15 protein-coding genes are annotated in these 16,399 nt (G+C 35.8%); all 15 read left to right on the forward strand.

Translation table 11 applies throughout. The annotated features are described in order from the left end of the window. The first annotated feature begins 11 nt into the window (after positions 1-11). The 15 genes from LFX17_RS07005 to LFX17_RS07075 all read left to right on the forward strand — a co-directional run bounded on the left by LFX17_RS07005 (position 12) and on the right by LFX17_RS07075 (position 16,397). A complete protein-coding gene (locus LFX17_RS07005) occupies positions 12-869 on the forward strand; it encodes an NAD-dependent epimerase/dehydratase family protein (protein WP_238729595.1) in 858 nt (285 codons plus the stop codon). Next, entirely contained in the window at positions 859-1,566 is a 708-nt protein-coding gene (locus tag LFX17_RS07010) for a WbqC family protein (RefSeq protein ID WP_238729596.1), read from the forward strand. The genes LFX17_RS07005 and LFX17_RS07010 overlap by 11 nt, the downstream gene beginning before the upstream one ends. A gap of 7 nt (positions 1,567-1,573) precedes the next feature. Beyond that, positions 1,574-2,599, forward strand: coding sequence for an N-acetylneuraminate synthase family protein (locus LFX17_RS07015; protein WP_238729597.1), 1,026 nt, complete (start codon positions 1,574-1,576; stop codon positions 2,597-2,599). 56 nt (positions 2,600-2,655) lie between these two features. Continuing rightward, positions 2,656-3,606, forward strand: coding sequence for a glycosyltransferase (locus LFX17_RS07020; RefSeq protein ID WP_238729598.1), 951 nt, complete (start codon positions 2,656-2,658; stop codon positions 3,604-3,606). 15 nt (positions 3,607-3,621) lie between these two features. Continuing rightward, positions 3,622-4,290, forward strand: a complete 669-nt coding sequence (locus LFX17_RS07025) for a cytidylyltransferase domain-containing protein (RefSeq protein WP_238729599.1) — start codon at positions 3,622-3,624, stop codon at positions 4,288-4,290. Between the two features lie 17 nt (positions 4,291-4,307). Next, positions 4,308-5,867, forward strand: coding sequence for a hypothetical protein (locus tag LFX17_RS07030; protein WP_238729600.1), 1,560 nt, complete (start codon positions 4,308-4,310; stop codon positions 5,865-5,867). Positions 5,868-5,987: 120 nt separating this feature from the next. Then, a complete protein-coding gene (locus LFX17_RS07035; protein WP_238729601.1) occupies positions 5,988-7,289 on the forward strand; it encodes a nucleotide sugar dehydrogenase in 1,302 nt (433 codons plus the stop codon). Between the two features lie 7 nt (positions 7,290-7,296). Then, positions 7,297-8,268, forward strand: coding sequence for a glycosyltransferase family 2 protein (locus LFX17_RS07040; RefSeq protein ID WP_238729602.1), 972 nt, complete (start codon positions 7,297-7,299; stop codon positions 8,266-8,268). Next, the gene (locus LFX17_RS07045) at positions 8,265-8,801 is read left to right on the forward strand and encodes an acyltransferase (protein WP_238729603.1); all 537 of its coding nucleotides are present in this window, start codon (positions 8,265-8,267) and stop codon (positions 8,799-8,801) included. The genes LFX17_RS07040 and LFX17_RS07045 overlap by 4 nt, the downstream gene beginning before the upstream one ends. A gap of 4 nt (positions 8,802-8,805) precedes the next feature. Then, on the forward strand, positions 8,806-10,839 hold the full coding sequence (locus LFX17_RS07050) for a hypothetical protein (protein WP_238729605.1): 2,034 nt from the start codon (positions 8,806-8,808) through the stop codon (positions 10,837-10,839). A gap of 17 nt (positions 10,840-10,856) precedes the next feature. Continuing rightward, entirely contained in the window at positions 10,857-12,350 is a 1,494-nt protein-coding gene (locus LFX17_RS07055) for a hypothetical protein (RefSeq protein ID WP_238729607.1), read from the forward strand. A 24-nt stretch (positions 12,351-12,374) separates the two neighbouring features. Beyond that, the gene (gene neuB, locus LFX17_RS07060; RefSeq protein ID WP_238729608.1) at positions 12,375-13,439 is read left to right on the forward strand and encodes an N-acetylneuraminate synthase; all 1,065 of its coding nucleotides are present in this window, start codon (positions 12,375-12,377) and stop codon (positions 13,437-13,439) included. Further along, positions 13,432-14,106 carry a NeuD/PglB/VioB family sugar acetyltransferase gene (locus LFX17_RS07065; RefSeq protein ID WP_238729609.1) on the forward strand — a complete coding sequence of 225 codons (675 nt, stop codon included), beginning with the start codon at positions 13,432-13,434 and terminating at the stop codon, positions 14,104-14,106. Before neuB ends, LFX17_RS07065 begins: the two co-directional genes overlap by 8 nt. Next, the gene (locus LFX17_RS07070) at positions 14,103-14,951 is read left to right on the forward strand and encodes a sugar phosphate isomerase/epimerase family protein (protein ID WP_238729610.1); all 849 of its coding nucleotides are present in this window, start codon (positions 14,103-14,105) and stop codon (positions 14,949-14,951) included. Before LFX17_RS07065 ends, LFX17_RS07070 begins: the two co-directional genes overlap by 4 nt. Continuing rightward, the gene (locus LFX17_RS07075) at positions 14,952-16,397 is read left to right on the forward strand and encodes an aminotransferase class I/II-fold pyridoxal phosphate-dependent enzyme (protein WP_238729613.1); all 1,446 of its coding nucleotides are present in this window, start codon (positions 14,952-14,954) and stop codon (positions 16,395-16,397) included. The last annotated feature ends 2 nt before the right edge of the window (positions 16,398-16,399 follow it).

The following is a 16,399-nucleotide window of genomic DNA, read 5'->3' on the forward strand; positions in this document are numbered from 1 at the left end:
AATAATACAGAATGAAAATTCTTTTAACCGGCTCTTCAGGCTTTATTGGAAGAAATCTTCATAATGTCTTGCTTCAAAGTGAAGAAGATATAAAGATTATCCCGGTTGCGAGAAGTGTTGGCATCGATCTCGAAAAAGTCGATATAAATGAGTTACCGGAGTCAGATTTGGTAATTCATTTAGCAGGAAAAGTCGGTGTTCTCGGTTCGTGGGATAATCCTGATGTATTTTTTCGGAGCAATTACATATCGACTTTGAATACAATCGGATATTGTCGAAAACATTCAGCTTCTTTAATATATGTAAGTAGCTACATGTACGGAAATCCTCGATATCTTCCGATAGATGAAAAACATCCTTTGAGCGTTAATAATCCCTATGCAGCTAGTAAGCTCATCTCGGAAGAATTGTTAATCAAATATGCTGATTTATTCGGTTTAAATCTAACGATTTTGCGCCCTTTTAATCTATACGGGCCTTTTATGCCGACCGAAAATTTAATCCAATTTGTCTTTGAACAGCTGCGTAGGACCAACTGTGTTATCGTGAGGGATTTGGAGCCCAAAAGAGATTATTTGCACGTAGAGGATTTTTGCAAAGCGATCGATAAAGTCGTAAGACGTATACCCACAGGAATTGAAGTTTATAATGTTGGATCAGGCACAAGTGTAAGTGTATTGGAAATTATTAAGCTTTTTGGTTTAGCAATGAACAAAGAAATTGAAATTAAAAGTCTCTCCGAAAAGAGAGTAAATGAAATACAAGATTGTTATGCTGATATTCGTAAAATTAGCGATGATTTTGGGTGGATGCCCTCGGTAAATCTTTTACAAGGAATTCGAAGTCTGGTTAATTCAGTTGAAAGTTAGTATTCATCAACCTGAGTTTTTTCCTTGGATTCCCTTTTTTGATAAAGTGGATTTTTCGGATGTCTTCGTAATTTTGGACAACGTTCAATTTGAAAAAGGGTATTTTCAAAATCGTTGTAAGATCCGCGACGGAAAAGGCGGATTTCAGTTTCTATCTCTACCTCTTGAAAATAGCTCTCACGACTTATTTATTAATCAAAAACTAATTGATCGCGAAAATCGTTTGATTAAAAAGAATCTTAAAACTATCGCCTTATTATACTCGAAGTCTCATTTTTTTTCAGAATATTTCTTTGATATATGCAAAATTTTTGAAGATAGTAGTATGCAAGTTTTAGCGAGTTTGAATGTCGCTATCATCACATATATTATTCAAAAGTTAGGCATCGATACAAAGATTGTTTTTGCTTCAGATGTTGTTCGTAATGAAGGTCAAGGGGGAGGGAAACTTGTTTTTGATATCTGTAAAGAGTTAGGCGCCACTTCATATTTATCCGGAAAATTTGGAAAAGAATATCTGGATGAAACCCTTTTTCAAAAAAATGCGATTCATCTAATTTACCAAGATTATGAATGTACATCCTATAATCAAAGCGGAGAAGACGAGTTTTTGCCTTATCTGAGTATACTTGATTTACTTTTTAATATGGGAAAATCCTCTTTGCAGACGATTCGCACCGGACGTAAATACGATTAAATTCAAAATGAGTAAGAATATGTTCAATCTATTTAATCATTCTCCTGTGATTATCGCAGAAATTGGTGGTAATTTTAAGAATTTCGAAGAGGCGAAACTCCTTATTGATTCTGCAATGAATGCGGGTGCGGATTGCGTAAAGTTACAACATTTCCGCGCTGAAACGTTGGCAACTAAAAAGGCAATGTTCGATATGGAGAATACCGGCAAGATATCTCAGTTTGATTATTTTAAAGAACATGAACTTTCTGAAGAGCTAACTACAAGAATTTTTCAATATTGTAAAGAAAAGAATATTTTAATATTCTCTACTCCGTCGCACCCGACGGATGTAGATTTTCTGGAAAAATACGATGTTTTGGTTCATAAAATTGGATCCGATGATGCTACGAACATTCCGTTGCTGAAGCACGTTGCGAGAACTCAAAAGATTGTTTTGCTTTCGACTGGGATGTGCACTATGACCGAAGTTCAAAGATCGGTCGATTCGATTTTGGAAGAGGGTAACGATAAGATCGTACTTTTTCATTGCACTACGAATTATCCAACACATCCGGAATCCGTAAATCTGAATGCAATGATTTCCATGCAGAAGCAGTTTGGAAATATTCCAGTAGGATATTCTGATCATACGCTTGGTATAGATACTTGCTATGTTGCCACTATTCTCGGTGCTAAAGTATTGGAATTCCATTTTACATATGATAAAAATGCGGAAGGTCCCGATCATATGCTTTCGAAGGAACCGAACGAAGTCTTTGAATTAGTAAGAAAGATACGCCAGTTGCCGATTCTCTTAGGAGATGGAATTAAACGTCCTGCTAAGTCCGAGATGAATACACGTCGAAATAATCGTAAAAGTTTGGTGTTAACTTCGGATATCAAAAAGGGTGAAAAAATTTCACCCTTGAATATGGATATTAAACGTCCAGGTTACGGCATTTCTTGCGAATATTATTTTGATGTTATAGGTAAAACAGCGAGTAAGGACTTGGAAGCGGATAACGTTTTGATCTGGGAAGACATTTATTGAAAATTCTGATAAGGGTTGACGGTTCGCACCAAATTGGTCTCGGACATATCGTACGCATGTCGGTTCTTGCAGAGTACCTCACGAAGATAGGCAATTTCATCGGATTTTTTACAAAAAAGGACGAAGTATCAATTCAAATTCTCAATCGGACCGGATGTAAGGTTTATTCTTTCGAAGAAGCGGTAAATCCTCCTTGGGAAGATATTGTCTCTGAGTTTTCGCCAGATATTATTGTACAGGATAGGTTGGCTACTACAAAGGAAGAGATCGAACAAATTCGATACGTTACTAAGGCCAAGCTTATCAATATCGATGATGTTGGAGCGGGGCTAGAAAGTGCAGATACCGTAATCAATCCAATGGTTTTTCTTTGGAATCAATATGAATCACGAAAAGTGAGAATTCCTATTTACGAGGGAAGCGACTACATGATTCTCTCGCCGTCGATTTTGGAACATGCTTCTTCTTTTGTATTTCATAAAAAAGTAAATAATTTATTGTTAAGCTTTGGCGGAACAGATACACATTTTATTACTGAGCGTATATTAACCATCGTAAACGAAATTCCGGAAAAATTAAATGTGACTGTAAATTTGGGACCAGGTAGTAGAAAGACCGAATTTTTAGAACGACAACTTTCTTCTTCGTTTCATAACGTTCGTTTTTTGCATCCTTCATTAGATTTGTTAAAAGAATTTATTAATACCGATCTCGTGATTTGTGCCGGAGGTGTTATGTTATACGAATTGGCAGCTTTAGGTGTTCCTTCGCTTTCTGTTGCGGCTGAAATTCATGAAATTATGAATATAAAATATTTTGAAATGAAAGGAACGACTGTCTCACTGGGTTACGAAAAAAATATGGATCCAGGATTAGTGAAGAAAAAAATAGAACGGATCATTGCTAATTCCGAGTCTCGGCTTTCGTTGTCCCGTTCCGGCAAAGCTCTCCTCGATGGTAGAGGGATTGAGCGTGTCGTGAAAATATTAACTGATATTAAAATATAAACTTAATCGTAAGTTATGAAAATTGGGATCATATTGCAAGCGCGGATGGGTTCTTCGCGTCTTCCGGGAAAGGTTTTAATGCCGCTCGGTGGCAAAGCAATGATTCTCAGAATCGCTGATTCGTTAAAGCAAATTCGGAACGCGAATTCTATGATTGTGGCTATACCGGATTCTCAGGAAGACGATGTTTTGAATCAAACGCTATTAGATTCTAATCATATCGTATATAGGGGTAGTCAATATGACGTTCTAGATCGATATTATCAATGTTCGATTAAGCATAAATTCGATGCTATCCTACGTGCAACGGGAGATAATCCTTTTGTCGATGTTACCGAAGGAGAGCTATTGATTGATTTTTTTATTAAGAATAGATACGACTATGCCTGTGCGTTTCCGGCCTTTGGTTCTCGTTTGCCCGTCGGAGTGGGATTAGAAATCTTCACAAAACAAGCGTTAGAGCGCTCTTGGAAAGAAGGACTTCTTCCTCATCATCGGGAACATGTGAATGAGTATATTCAAGAGAACCGCCATTTATTTAATTTTGGAGTCTATGAAGGGAAAAATGAAAAAGATTTGTCCTGGTTTAGTCTAACAGTCGACACTTATAAGGATTATTCTTTGGCGCAATATATCTATGACAGGTTTTTATATCAATCTGAAATATCCCATTCTGACCAATAAGAAATTCAAAAATAATAATGAAAAAAATTACTATATTTATCTTTGTTTTGGGGCTATTTTTTCTTTCCCCGATTGGAAATAAGTTTCCGGATGGAAAAACGGATGAAGGACTGAGTATTACCTTTTTTTATAGGTATGTATTGAACGATTTTTTAACTTTTCCCGATGAATATGAGTATCTAGCAACGGCTACCTCTCTCGTTTACGGAAAATTTTTGAATTATTCTGATGAGGATTTTAGTAGAACTAGAGGCGATATTCCAATTGGTTCAATCGGACCGGGAATACTCGCTTCTCCGATGGTTTTGTTTGGAGCTATTTTAGATAAAATTGCGGGTAATAAGGTATATAAACTTCGTAACACGGATACACTCCGAGGATCTTGGACAGTTTTCTTTTTCGCAATAGCGACGGTTCTTTATTTTTGGCTCACTTGCTATCTTGCGTTAAAGATTGGAAGGATATTTTTAAACAAAAGTGATGCCGTGATAGCAGTCTTTTGTTTTTTTCTTGCACAAGGTTGCATTCATTATGTTTTCGTGCATCCTATCTTATCGCATATATACGAGATATTTTTACAAACGTTTCTTACCTATCTTTTCGTAAGAGATTATAAAACGGAATTCTTCGATTTGACCCCTCGAATTTTAGTGCTACTTATATCTTTAATACTCTTTACGATGTTGGTTCGTTATAATAACTTGAATTTTGCAGCCGCTTGGACGTTGGCTTTCCTTTGGAAAAGCTATACATATAATAAAAAAATATTCACAGTTCCTCACTTTATTCTGGCATTTGCTCCTATCTGTCTCTATGTTTTAATTCGATATTACACTTTTTTTATTAATCATATTCAGAATCCATTCTATATCTTAAGCTATTACGGGAATATGAATATCATCGTTAAATCGGAAAGTTTCCATTTTTTGCTACATAGATTATATTCCGTCATCTTTAGCTTAGGGAATGGCTTGATATTTACCGCTTTTCTTTTAATCGCTTCTTGGCTGACGGTGCCTTTGTTTTTGAAGAAAAAAAACCTTAATGGATTGATATTGATATTTCTGGCAAGTTTGTTTAATTTTTGGATCTTGATTAAATGGGGATACGGTGGTCCGATTCAAAGATATTATGTTTTTTCCGTTACGCCAATTTTATTTGTCGGTTTTTGTTTTTATGTAAATTCTTTGAAGTTAAATGTGAAATCTCGAGTTTTAACTATTGGGATATCGGTAAGTCTTGTTTCGATTCTGATTCAGTTTTTTTCAGAAAGAATGTTTCGATATAGTGAATATGACGATTTGGGGATGCAAGCCTGGGGAAATGAAAATTTTATTGTAAATCTTTTTTTGCTGAGAGCCGGTAGTTTTGAACTTTACACAGAAACCTTAAAGTCCGGTTTTTTGAAGTGGGTGCTTTTAGCAATAGATCGCAATACAAAAATGGTACGGGTTGATATTTACCTTATGCTTCAGTTTTTGATCCTATATCTTTCTCCGATGTTAATTTATTCTGTGTTTTATCGAATATTCAAATTTCTCTCACGCCATCAACGTTTCCGGGAATTTTTTCGATAATGGAAGCTTTGCATATTGGCGGGTACGATTTTCGATCGATGAAGATTGTTTCACACATTGTTTTATTCATTGTCCTTTAATTTTTAATTACGTACAGGAAGCTTTGATAGAGAATTTTTTATGAGTGAATTACTTGAAAAAATAAATAATAAAAGTGCAAAAGTCGGAATCATTGGTCTCGGCTACGTGGGTTTACCTTTGGCTTTGCGTTTCGTAGAGGAAGGTTTTGCTACTTCCGGTTTAGATATTGATTTACAAAAGATAGAATCGTTGAAAGAGGGAAAAAGTTATATTAAACATATTCCTTCACATAAAATCAAGAACTCAATAAGCTCTGGATTAAAGGTTAGCGAGAGATTTTCTGATGTTGCGGAGTTAGATGTGCTTGTTATTTGTGTTCCTACCCCCTTGAACAAGTTTCGAGAGCCAGACTTAAGCTATATTACGAATACACTCAATACAATTCTTCCTTATTTGAAAAAGGGACAAGCTATCTCTCTGGAAAGTACCACATACCCAGGGACTACAGAAGAGATATTGAAACCTTTACTAATTGCAAATGGATTTGAAATCGGTAAGGATTTTTATCTAATTTATTCTCCTGAAAGAGAAGACCCAGGTAATAAAAAATTCGATACGAAGACTATACCGAAAATTTGTAGCGGAGAGACTTCGGCTTGTCTTGAGATTGCTATAGCACTTTATCAGAAGATTGTAGTCCAGATCGTTCCTGTAAGCAGTACAAAGGTTGCCGAGATGACAAAACTTTTAGAAAATATTCACAGAGCTGTGAATATCGGTTTAGTCAATGAAATGAAAATCGTCGCCGATCGAATGGGAATCGACGTTTATGAAGTGATAAATGCCGCTGCGACGAAGCCATTCGGCTTTGTACCTTATTTTCCGGGACCTGGTTTAGGCGGACATTGTATTCCGATCGATCCTTTTTATTTAACATGGAAAGCAAGAGAATACGGTGTGCATACTCGTTTTATTGAACTAGCCGGAGAAGTAAATAGTTCTATGCCGGATTATGTAGTCGATAAAGTCTCATATGCGCTGAATCAAGGGAAAAAACCCATTCACGGAAGTAAGATTTTGGTAATTGGGGTTTCTTATAAAAAGAATGTCGATGATATAAGAGAGTCGCCCGGAGTTTATATTATGGAAAAACTTAGAGAGAGAGGCGGTATTATAGATTATTCAGATCCTTATATTCCGGTTTTCCCAAATATTGTGGAACATAAATTCAATTTAAAAAGTGTCGATCTGAACCCCGAATCGGTAAAGCTGTATGATTGTATCTTAATCGCTACTGATCACGATTCTATTGACTATAAGATGATTTTGGAAAACGCGTTAATGATTGTTGATTCGCGTGGTCGTTATCAACAGCAACAAACAAACGTTGTTAGAGCATAGATTCTTAATGTATAAAAAGCATAGTATCGCTGTTATAATTCCAGCTTACAACGAAGAAATCACTATTGCTAGGGTAATTGAAACATTACCTAATTTCGTAGATTTTGTGATTGTAGTTGACGATGGTTCTACTGATCAAACGGCTGAAAAAGCAAGGACAGCCGGAGCAATTGTTGTAAGTCATAAAATGAATAAAGGATTGGGAGTAACCTTCAAAACAGGAATCGTTAAGGCATTAGAAATCGGAGCTGATATCGTTGTAAATATTGATGCAGATGGGCAATTTGATTCATCCGATGTTTTGAAGTTAGTTAAGCCCGTCGTCGAAGGCAAAGCAGGATTCGCGACCGCATCAAGATTTAAAGATCCTGAGTTTTATCCTCAAATGTCCAAAATAAAATTTTATGGAAATCACTTGATGTCCCTGTTGATCAGTATCATTGTTGGCAAAAAATTCATGGATGTGTCCTGCGGATTTCGAGCTTATTCGAGGGATACGTTATTGCGATTGAATCTATTTGGAAAATTTACATATACTCAAGAAACTTTCATTGATTTGGTATTTAAGGATATTACGATATTAGAAGTTCCAGTCAGGGTGCGCGGAACTCGAGAATTCGGAAAGTCTAAGATGGCTTCGAATCTTATTAAATACGCCTATAATACTTCAAAAATTATTTTTCGAGTGGTACGTGATTATAGAGCTTTAAAAGTTTTCGGAAGCCTATCTATTATAGCTTTTGCAATCGGTCTTATCGCCGGAATTTTTTTTGCCGCACATTATCTAATTGTAGGTACATTTTATCCTCACAAATGGGCGGGTTTTGTATCGGGCTTTTTTATTCTTTTTTCCATTTTTCTTTTTCTTCTGGGATTTATTATGGATATGCTTAGTCGGATCAAAGTAAATCAGGAAGCCATGCTTTATTACCTGAAAAATCTAAACTATCCGCAAAAATCAAATTCACGAAATAAATGAGCGTCTTTCAAAAATTTTTTGGCAATATTCCAATTAGTACCGAATCACAAGGTATAAAAATTTTCGGAGCTTTTTTTAAAAGACTCTTGCATTGTATCGCGCGATATTTTCCCTTACTTCCGTCCTTTCGGGTGATATTGCATCGGTGGAGAGGAGTCAAAATCGGTAAGAATGTTTTTATCGGAGTTGAAGTTTTTATAGATGATGCAATTCCTTCTGCCGTGGAAATTGAAGACGACGTGGTTATTATTGCCCAAAATACGATTCTTGGGCACGCTTATTATCCCTTTCACTTTTCAAGTATTTTAAAATCTAAAGATACGCTTGAAAGCGGAAAGACAATTATTAAGAAAGGTGCTTATATAGGAATTCGAAGTACAATACTTGCGGGCGTAACTTTAGGTGAATATTCCATTGTAGGGGCAGGTTCATTGGTTACCAAGGATGTCCCAGCTTACACCATGGTGGTCGGCGTCCCGGCTAAGGTAGTTGCCAAATTTAAGAAATCGGATTTAGTTTTCAAAGAGTTATAATAGTATGTGCGGAATATTTGGTATAATTGGAAATCAGAAATCAAATCTAAGTTATAAGGATTTGCGTTCGATCGTTGATCATCTATTTATTTTATCTGAAGCGAGAGGTAAGGAATCATCGGGGATTGCGATTCAGAACTGGAATACAAATCGGATCAGTGTATTTAAAAAATCTATTGCAGCTACGCAACTTATTAAATCCGGTACTTATCGAAAATTTTTTACAGAGTCGGTCGAAAGTTGTTTTTATGATGCTGATGGAAAAAAGGCGCAAACCTTAAACTCTCCTTTGGCAATGATCGCGCACGCACGTTTAGTTACTAACGGGACTCATGATGATAATGATAATAATCAGCCAGTGATAAAAAGCGGGGGGGTTATAGTCCATAATGGAATTATTGTCAATGTGGATGAATTGTGGAATCAAAACCCTCAGTATAAAAGGTCCTATGAGGTAGACACTGAGATCTTAGCGGAAATGCTGATGTCGAATGTAGATAACGCGAATTCTACGGATTCTTTCATACAAGAAATTTTTAAAAAGATAGAGGGATCCGCTTCGTTTGCGCTCTTAGCCGACAGTGCAAAAAAATTACTCATTGCTTCCAATACCGGTTCCCTTTATATTTTAACGAACGAGAAAAAGCATTTTTTTATGTTCGCATCTGAGAGGTATATCTTAGAGACCTTAGTAAAAAAAATGGATTTAGAAGTTCATTTCGGATCGTGTCGAATTCAATGGATAGAACCGAATGCGGGAAAAATAATCGATATTGAATCCTTAAATGTATTGGATATTAGTCCTAATAAAACGAATGGATTTAAAACGGATTTTTTCGAAAAGAAGGCAATTTATAAAATCCAAAACGCTTCAGAATCGATGCCCACGAAACCTACTCTTGGTTCCTTCAAAAATGGGAGGTTTGAAAGATTATTAGAATATAATATCGAGTCAGTAAAAAAGTTGAAAAGATGCAATAGATGTCTTTTACCAGAAACTTTTCCTTTTTTGTTATTCGATTCATCCGGAGTCTGTAGTTATTGTAATAGCTACGTTAAACAAAAATATTTAGGTATGGTGCCACTACGGGAAGAAGCCGATAAGATACGAGATATTTCTGGTAGGCCGGATTGTTTGGTAATGTTTAGCGGAGGAAGGGATTCCAGTTACGGTCTTCATTTCATTAAAGAAGAATTAAAATTAAATCCTATCGCATATACATATGATTGGGGAATGGTAACTGACTTAGCTCGGCGCAATCAAGCGAGGATTTGCGGTAAATTAGGGGTCGAACATATCCTCGTCTCCGCTGATATCAATTATAAGCGGAAAAATATTCAGAAAAATGTAGCCGCTTGGTTGAAGAAACCGAGTTTAGGAACGATTCCTTTGTTTATGGCGGGTGATAAACAGTTTTTTTATTACGCAAATTACCTAAGTAAAATCAATAATTTAAAAATCATTCTTCTCTGCGAAAACATGCTTGAAACAACGAGTTTTAAAAGCGGTTTTGCTGGAATTCGACCGAATTTCGGTAAGGACCATAATTATTATATTAGTTTTCCTCAAAAAATGAAAATGTTATTCTATTATGCTAAGGAATTTGCCCTAAACCCAGCGTATATTAATTCCTCGTTGCGAGATTCAATCGGAGCATTTATTTCTTATTATTTTATACCTCATAACTATTTTAATATTTATAATTATTTTCCTTGGAAGGAAGAAGAGGTCGAATCTATATTATTAAATCATTATAATTGGGAAACTTCTGCGGATACAGTTAGTACTTGGCGCATTGGGGATGGTACTGCTGCGTTTTATAATTATATTTATTTCACCGTGGCTGGGTTTTCTGAATTCGATACTTTTCGGAGTAATCAGATTCGGGAAGGATTAATCTCAAGAGAAGAAGCGCTCAAAAAAATATACGAAGAGAATAAACCTAGATATGAGTCTTTGCAATGGTATTTGAATACGATCGACGTGGATTTTGGATCGGCGATTCGGAAAATTAACTTGATTCCAAAATTGTATTGATGCAACCCAAGGATTATATGAAATTTATTGTTTTATTGGAGAAAAAATTTCCGGTAGAACAATGGGAAATGAGCGGTTTTTATATTTGGCCAGTAATCCGCTTAGGCTTCTTGACGTATCTTGATGATATTTCGAAAGCTTATCATAATACTAATTTGTTAAGAAATCTTCTTTGGGTAATGAAGGATTTTTTTCTATATTTCTTTTCCGTTTTAATGGATATGCGAAAAAATTCTTCAATTAAAGAAAGAACGGATATTGTTTTTCTAACAAGTTCCACGACTCGTATTAAAACGCCTGACGGTCATTTTTATGATCGATTGATGGATCCTTATTTGGAGACTTTGACAAGAAAAAATTTGCCTATTCATACTTTTGAAATTGGTTATCGCGGTGACTATAGAATTCCGCGTAAGTACTCTTCTGAATTCCTAAGTCCGTTCTTTAATATATTAGCATTTGCTTCTATGTTTTTCGGAAGGAAAAAAATAGAAGATAAAATTAAAACATTTCCTAAGTTTGAAGAATTTGTTCGATTTATCGAAGAGCAAAATTTGGATATAAATAGAGATTCAATTTTGCAATTAATGAAAAGGGTAAATCTTATAAGAAGTTGGGCGACTCATTTCAAAAAAAAGCTCGTTAAGATTCAACCTAAACTTGGATTTTTAATGGCGTGTTACGGACCGATGGGAATGGCTTATATTCTTGCCTGCCATGAATGTAACGTCTTGACGGTTGATATTCAGCATGGGGTTGCAGGGGATTTTCATCCAGGTTATGGCCGGTGGACGAAATTTCCAAAATCGCAAAAATATGAATTGTTGCCCGATTATTTTTGGAGTTGGGATCAGGAAGATGCAGATTCCATTAAAAAATGGAATAAATTCACCGAACATAAGTCTATTCTTGGGGGAAATTTTTTCCTTGAGATTTTTAAAGCGAATTCAAGCGATATTGTTTATCAATATGAAAAGTTATTTTTGAAAATTGTCTCGGCTCAGAAAAAGAATATTTTAGTCACTTTACAACCTCATTCCGGTTTAACGCCTGTAACACGTGCTTTAATGAAAGAATCCGCAGAAGATTGGTTTTGGTGGATTCGCTTGCATCCTGATATGAAAAATTTACATGCAGAAATATCGAAGGACGTGAGTAGTATTATAAAAAATGGAAATTGGGATGTGGAGAACGCTTCAACGTTGCCGTTATATACAATTTTGCGTTTTGCGGATATACATATTACCGATTCTTCGGCCGTCGTAAAGGAGGCCGCCAAATTCGATGTTCCTTCAATCATCGAGAACAAATGGGGAAAGGATCATTTTAGAACAGAAATTAAATTAGGAATTGCAAAACAATTATCTGATATAAGTAAGATACAAAGTATTTTCAATAATACTTTGTATAAGGGCAAAAGACTGAAGATAGATAAAAACAAATTTCTATCAAGAGCAGAAAAGGCTCTGGATAAGCTTTTACAAAAGGCTAATCTTTCTTTACTAATTTAAAATTTTAAAGATATAAAAGAATTTATGAATATTGACTATTTAGATTTAACAAGATACAATTCCTTGTCGAGACAAAGAAGCTATATTATTGCTGAAATCGGAGTCAATCATAACGGCGATTTAAAACTTGCCAAGGATTTAATATTAAAAGCTAAAGAGGGTGGTGCGGATGCCGTAAAATTTCAAACTTTTGTAGCAGAAAATCTCGCATCCCATGGAACACCTAAGGTAGCTTATCAAAAACGTCTAACCGAAGAACGTGAATCTCATATTGAGATGCTAAAGAAGTTAGAATTGAAGAAAGAATATTATCCCGAATTAATGTCTCTTTGTGATCAATTTGGGATCGATTTTCTTTCTACTCCGTACGATGTAGAGAGTGCTGTTTTTCTAAAGTCATTGGGTATTCGAGTGTTTAAGACAGCTTCAGCAGACATTGTCGATATGAATCTTCACAAATATTTAGCGTCAACGAGAGATATTGTTATTATTTCGACAGGAATGGCCTCACTTGGAGAGATTGAAGAGGTGTTGGATATTTATCGAAAAGCGGGCAATGAAAGATTGATTTTATTGCATTGTGTTGCTAATTATCCGTGTTCGGATTCAAGTTTGAATCTGAGAGTATTAGATACTTTAAAGACAGCATTTGGCTACATAGTTGGATTCTCCGATCACAGTGAGGGAATTGTTGCGTCTATTCTTTCCCTTGGATTTGGCGCACGGGTTTTTGAAAAACATTTTACAATAGATAAAAATTTGCCTGGTCCGGATCATAAAGCATCGATGGATCCTGGCGAATTAAAAGAATATGTTAATTCGATTCGAAGAGCGGAAAGAATGCTGGGAAGTTTTGAAAAGATATGCCAGGAAGAAGAAAGGGAAATGGCTTCGGTTTCTAGAAAAAGTATAGTAGTGAATCATAATATTGCCAAAGGAGATATTTTTGCCGAAGAGAATCTTACCTTGAAAAGACCTGGTTCTGGAATAAAGCCGAATCAGATTTTTAACATTTTGGGTAAAAAGGCTTCTCGAGATCTCGAGAGAGATCATATCTTGCGCCTGGCGGATATTGAATTTGATGTCTAAGCCTTGTCTTGTAATCGGGGCCGGCGGACATTCCCGAGTAGTCATTGAAATCTTAAGAGAAGAGCAAAATAAACTATATTCGATTGAAGGAATTCTCGACCCTTCATTTAATTTATTAGTATCTGAAAAAATTTTGGATATCCCGGTTATCGGCTCTGATTCTCAAATGCGTGAATTTTTTGACAAGGGGATAGAGACAGCTTTTATTGCGATTGGAAATAACCTTAAAAGAAAAGAACTTTATATTGCGCTAAAAACAATCGGATTTCAGATGCCTAATCTATATTCGTCATTTGGCGTTATAATAAATAAAACCTCAAAAATTGGTGAAGCTAATCTATTTTGTCCGCAATCTTTTATCGGGCCCTTAGTTTCAATCGGGAATAATAATATTTTTAATACTAAATCGACTGTCGAACACGAAACTATAATAGGAAGTCATAATCATTTTGCTCCTGGTTCGATTCTTTGCGGTCGTTCGAAAATTGGTTCGAACACATTTTTAGGTGCTGGATCCATCACGATTGATTCCATTTCTATAGGGGATAATATCGTAATCGGTGCTGGAGGGGTAGTGGTCGCTGATTTAACTGGACCAATCGGTGGAGATACTCAGATTCAGCAGGATGTTTTCGTCGGAGTTCCGGTTAAAAAAGTTCGAAGATGATTTACATATCGACAGGTGGGTTTTATCATCAAAATGCTTTCGAAATCTCGAAGTTACTGATTGAAAACGGTTTCTTGAATATCGAATTATCGGGCGGACAATTCGATACAGATTTAATTCCAAATCTTCTTTCTTTAAAAGAACAAGCTAACTTTCAGGTCCATAATTATTTTCCGCCTTATAAGATTCCTTTTGTATTTAATTTGGCAAGTCTGGATCCAGACATTTCTGCAAAAAGCTTTCAACACGTAAAAGAGTGTATAACTCTTTCAAGAGATTTTAATAGGAAGGTTTATAGTTTTCATGCGGGTTATCTTCTTGATCCCGATCCAAGGGAGCTAGGGAAAAGAATAAAAGCGCGTAAAGTAAATAGCCGTGCGGATGCGACGGATGTTTTTTTGAGCAAAATTCATGAACTTTCTAAATTTGCCAGCGATATGGGTATTCGACTATTGATAGAAAATAACGTTCTTTCAAAAAATAACTTCGAGGAATTCAAGTTGAATCCGTTGCTAATGGTGGATCCTAATGAAACCAAAAAAATATTAGACTCTTGTCCTAAAAATGTAGGTTTGTTGGTGGATGTTGCTCATTTGAAGGTTTCTGCTGAAAGTCTTTCCTTCGATCCGGAAGATATGTTTCGAGAATGCGATCGTTATATTGAAGCATATCATTTGAGTGATAATGATGGAAAGTCAGATTCGAACGATTTGATTCACGAAGATTCTTGGTTTTGGCCTTTTCTGAAAAAGAATTTAAACTATTATTCGTTAGAAATTTATAATAAACCTTTGAAAAAGCTTAGAGAATGCGAAGCGTTAACCCTACGGAAGTTAAAGTATTAAATGGATGATTTAATTTGTAATAACACAGACTCGATTTATCACGTTTTTAGACAAATTGATAAGAACGGAAAAGGATTTGCCTTTATTATCGATTCGATCAATCGGAAATATAAAGGCATCGTTACTGACGGTGACTTGCGCAGATCGATTTTAGATAAATTGCCCATCGAATTGTCTGTTGAAGAAATTATAAAAAATAAAAATAAATCCGTCGTTGCCCGAATTGGTGATTCTACGGAAAAACTTTTGTCATATATCTCTGAAAATATAAAATACGTTCCGATACTCGATGATAAAGATTTTCTCGTTGATTACTTTGAATATAAAGCTGAGTTTCATATTCCAATTGCTTCTACCGAATTAACTGGGAAGGAGTTATCCTATGTAAACGATTGTATTTTGAGTAACTGGATTTCGTCGCAAGGGAAATATGTGCAGAATTTCGAGTCGGCTTTTGCAGGATATATCGGCTCTAAATACGGTGTGTCAGTAATGAACGGAACTGCGGCTCTTCACTTAGCGTTACTTGCGTTGGGAGTCGGCGAAGGGGATGAAGTACTTGTTCCGGATTTGACTTTCGCGGCGACTATAAATTCGGTTCTATACACCGGTGCAACTCCGGTCATCGTGGATATAAATAAACATTCATGGTGCATAGACGTAGATGAAGTTCTCGAATCAATTACCGAAAAAACTAAGGCAATTTTACTTGTTCACATTTATGGACAACCCTGCGATATGTCGGCATTCTTAGAAATTGCAAAGAAAAAAAAAATATATATTATAGAAGATTGTGCGGAAGCACACGGCGCGACTTATGAAGGGCGTAAGATCGGCTCTTTCGGTGAGATTAGTTGCTTCTCTTTTTACGGTAATAAAATTGTTTCAACAGGCGAGGGCGGGATGTGTCTTACTGATAACGAAGAGCTATTCAATAAGATGCGGGTTATTCGTGATCATGGAATGGATCCTAAAAAGAAATACTGGCATTCCGTAATAGGTTATAATTATAGAATGACGAATATTCAGGCAGCAATTGGCTTAGCTCAATTGGAGCGGATCGAGGAATTGCAGGAGAAAAGGCATCAGATCAATCAGTGGTATGCTCAAAATCTTGAAAATGTAAAAGCATTTCAAAGACAAGAAGATTTAAATGATCGAAAAAAAGTAGTGTGGCTTGTAAGTTATCTTGTTTCTGATCCTAAAATTTCCAGAGATTTGGTGATCACAAAAGCTAAAGAATACAACATTGATTTACGGCCATTCTTTTACCCTCTGAGTCAAATGCCTATTTATTCTCGATTCGCTAGAAAAAGAAACGAAGTTTCTGAAAGAATATCCGCTATCGGGCTAAATCTACCTACAATCTTAAGTTTGAATTATGAGGAATATAAAAGAATTGGTGAGATACTTACCAACATTATCGAAGAATTAGGAAAGATTTAAGT

Source organism: Leptospira sanjuanensis (assembly GCF_022267375.1).
GTDB lineage: Bacteria > Spirochaetota > Leptospiria > Leptospirales > Leptospiraceae > Leptospira > Leptospira sanjuanensis.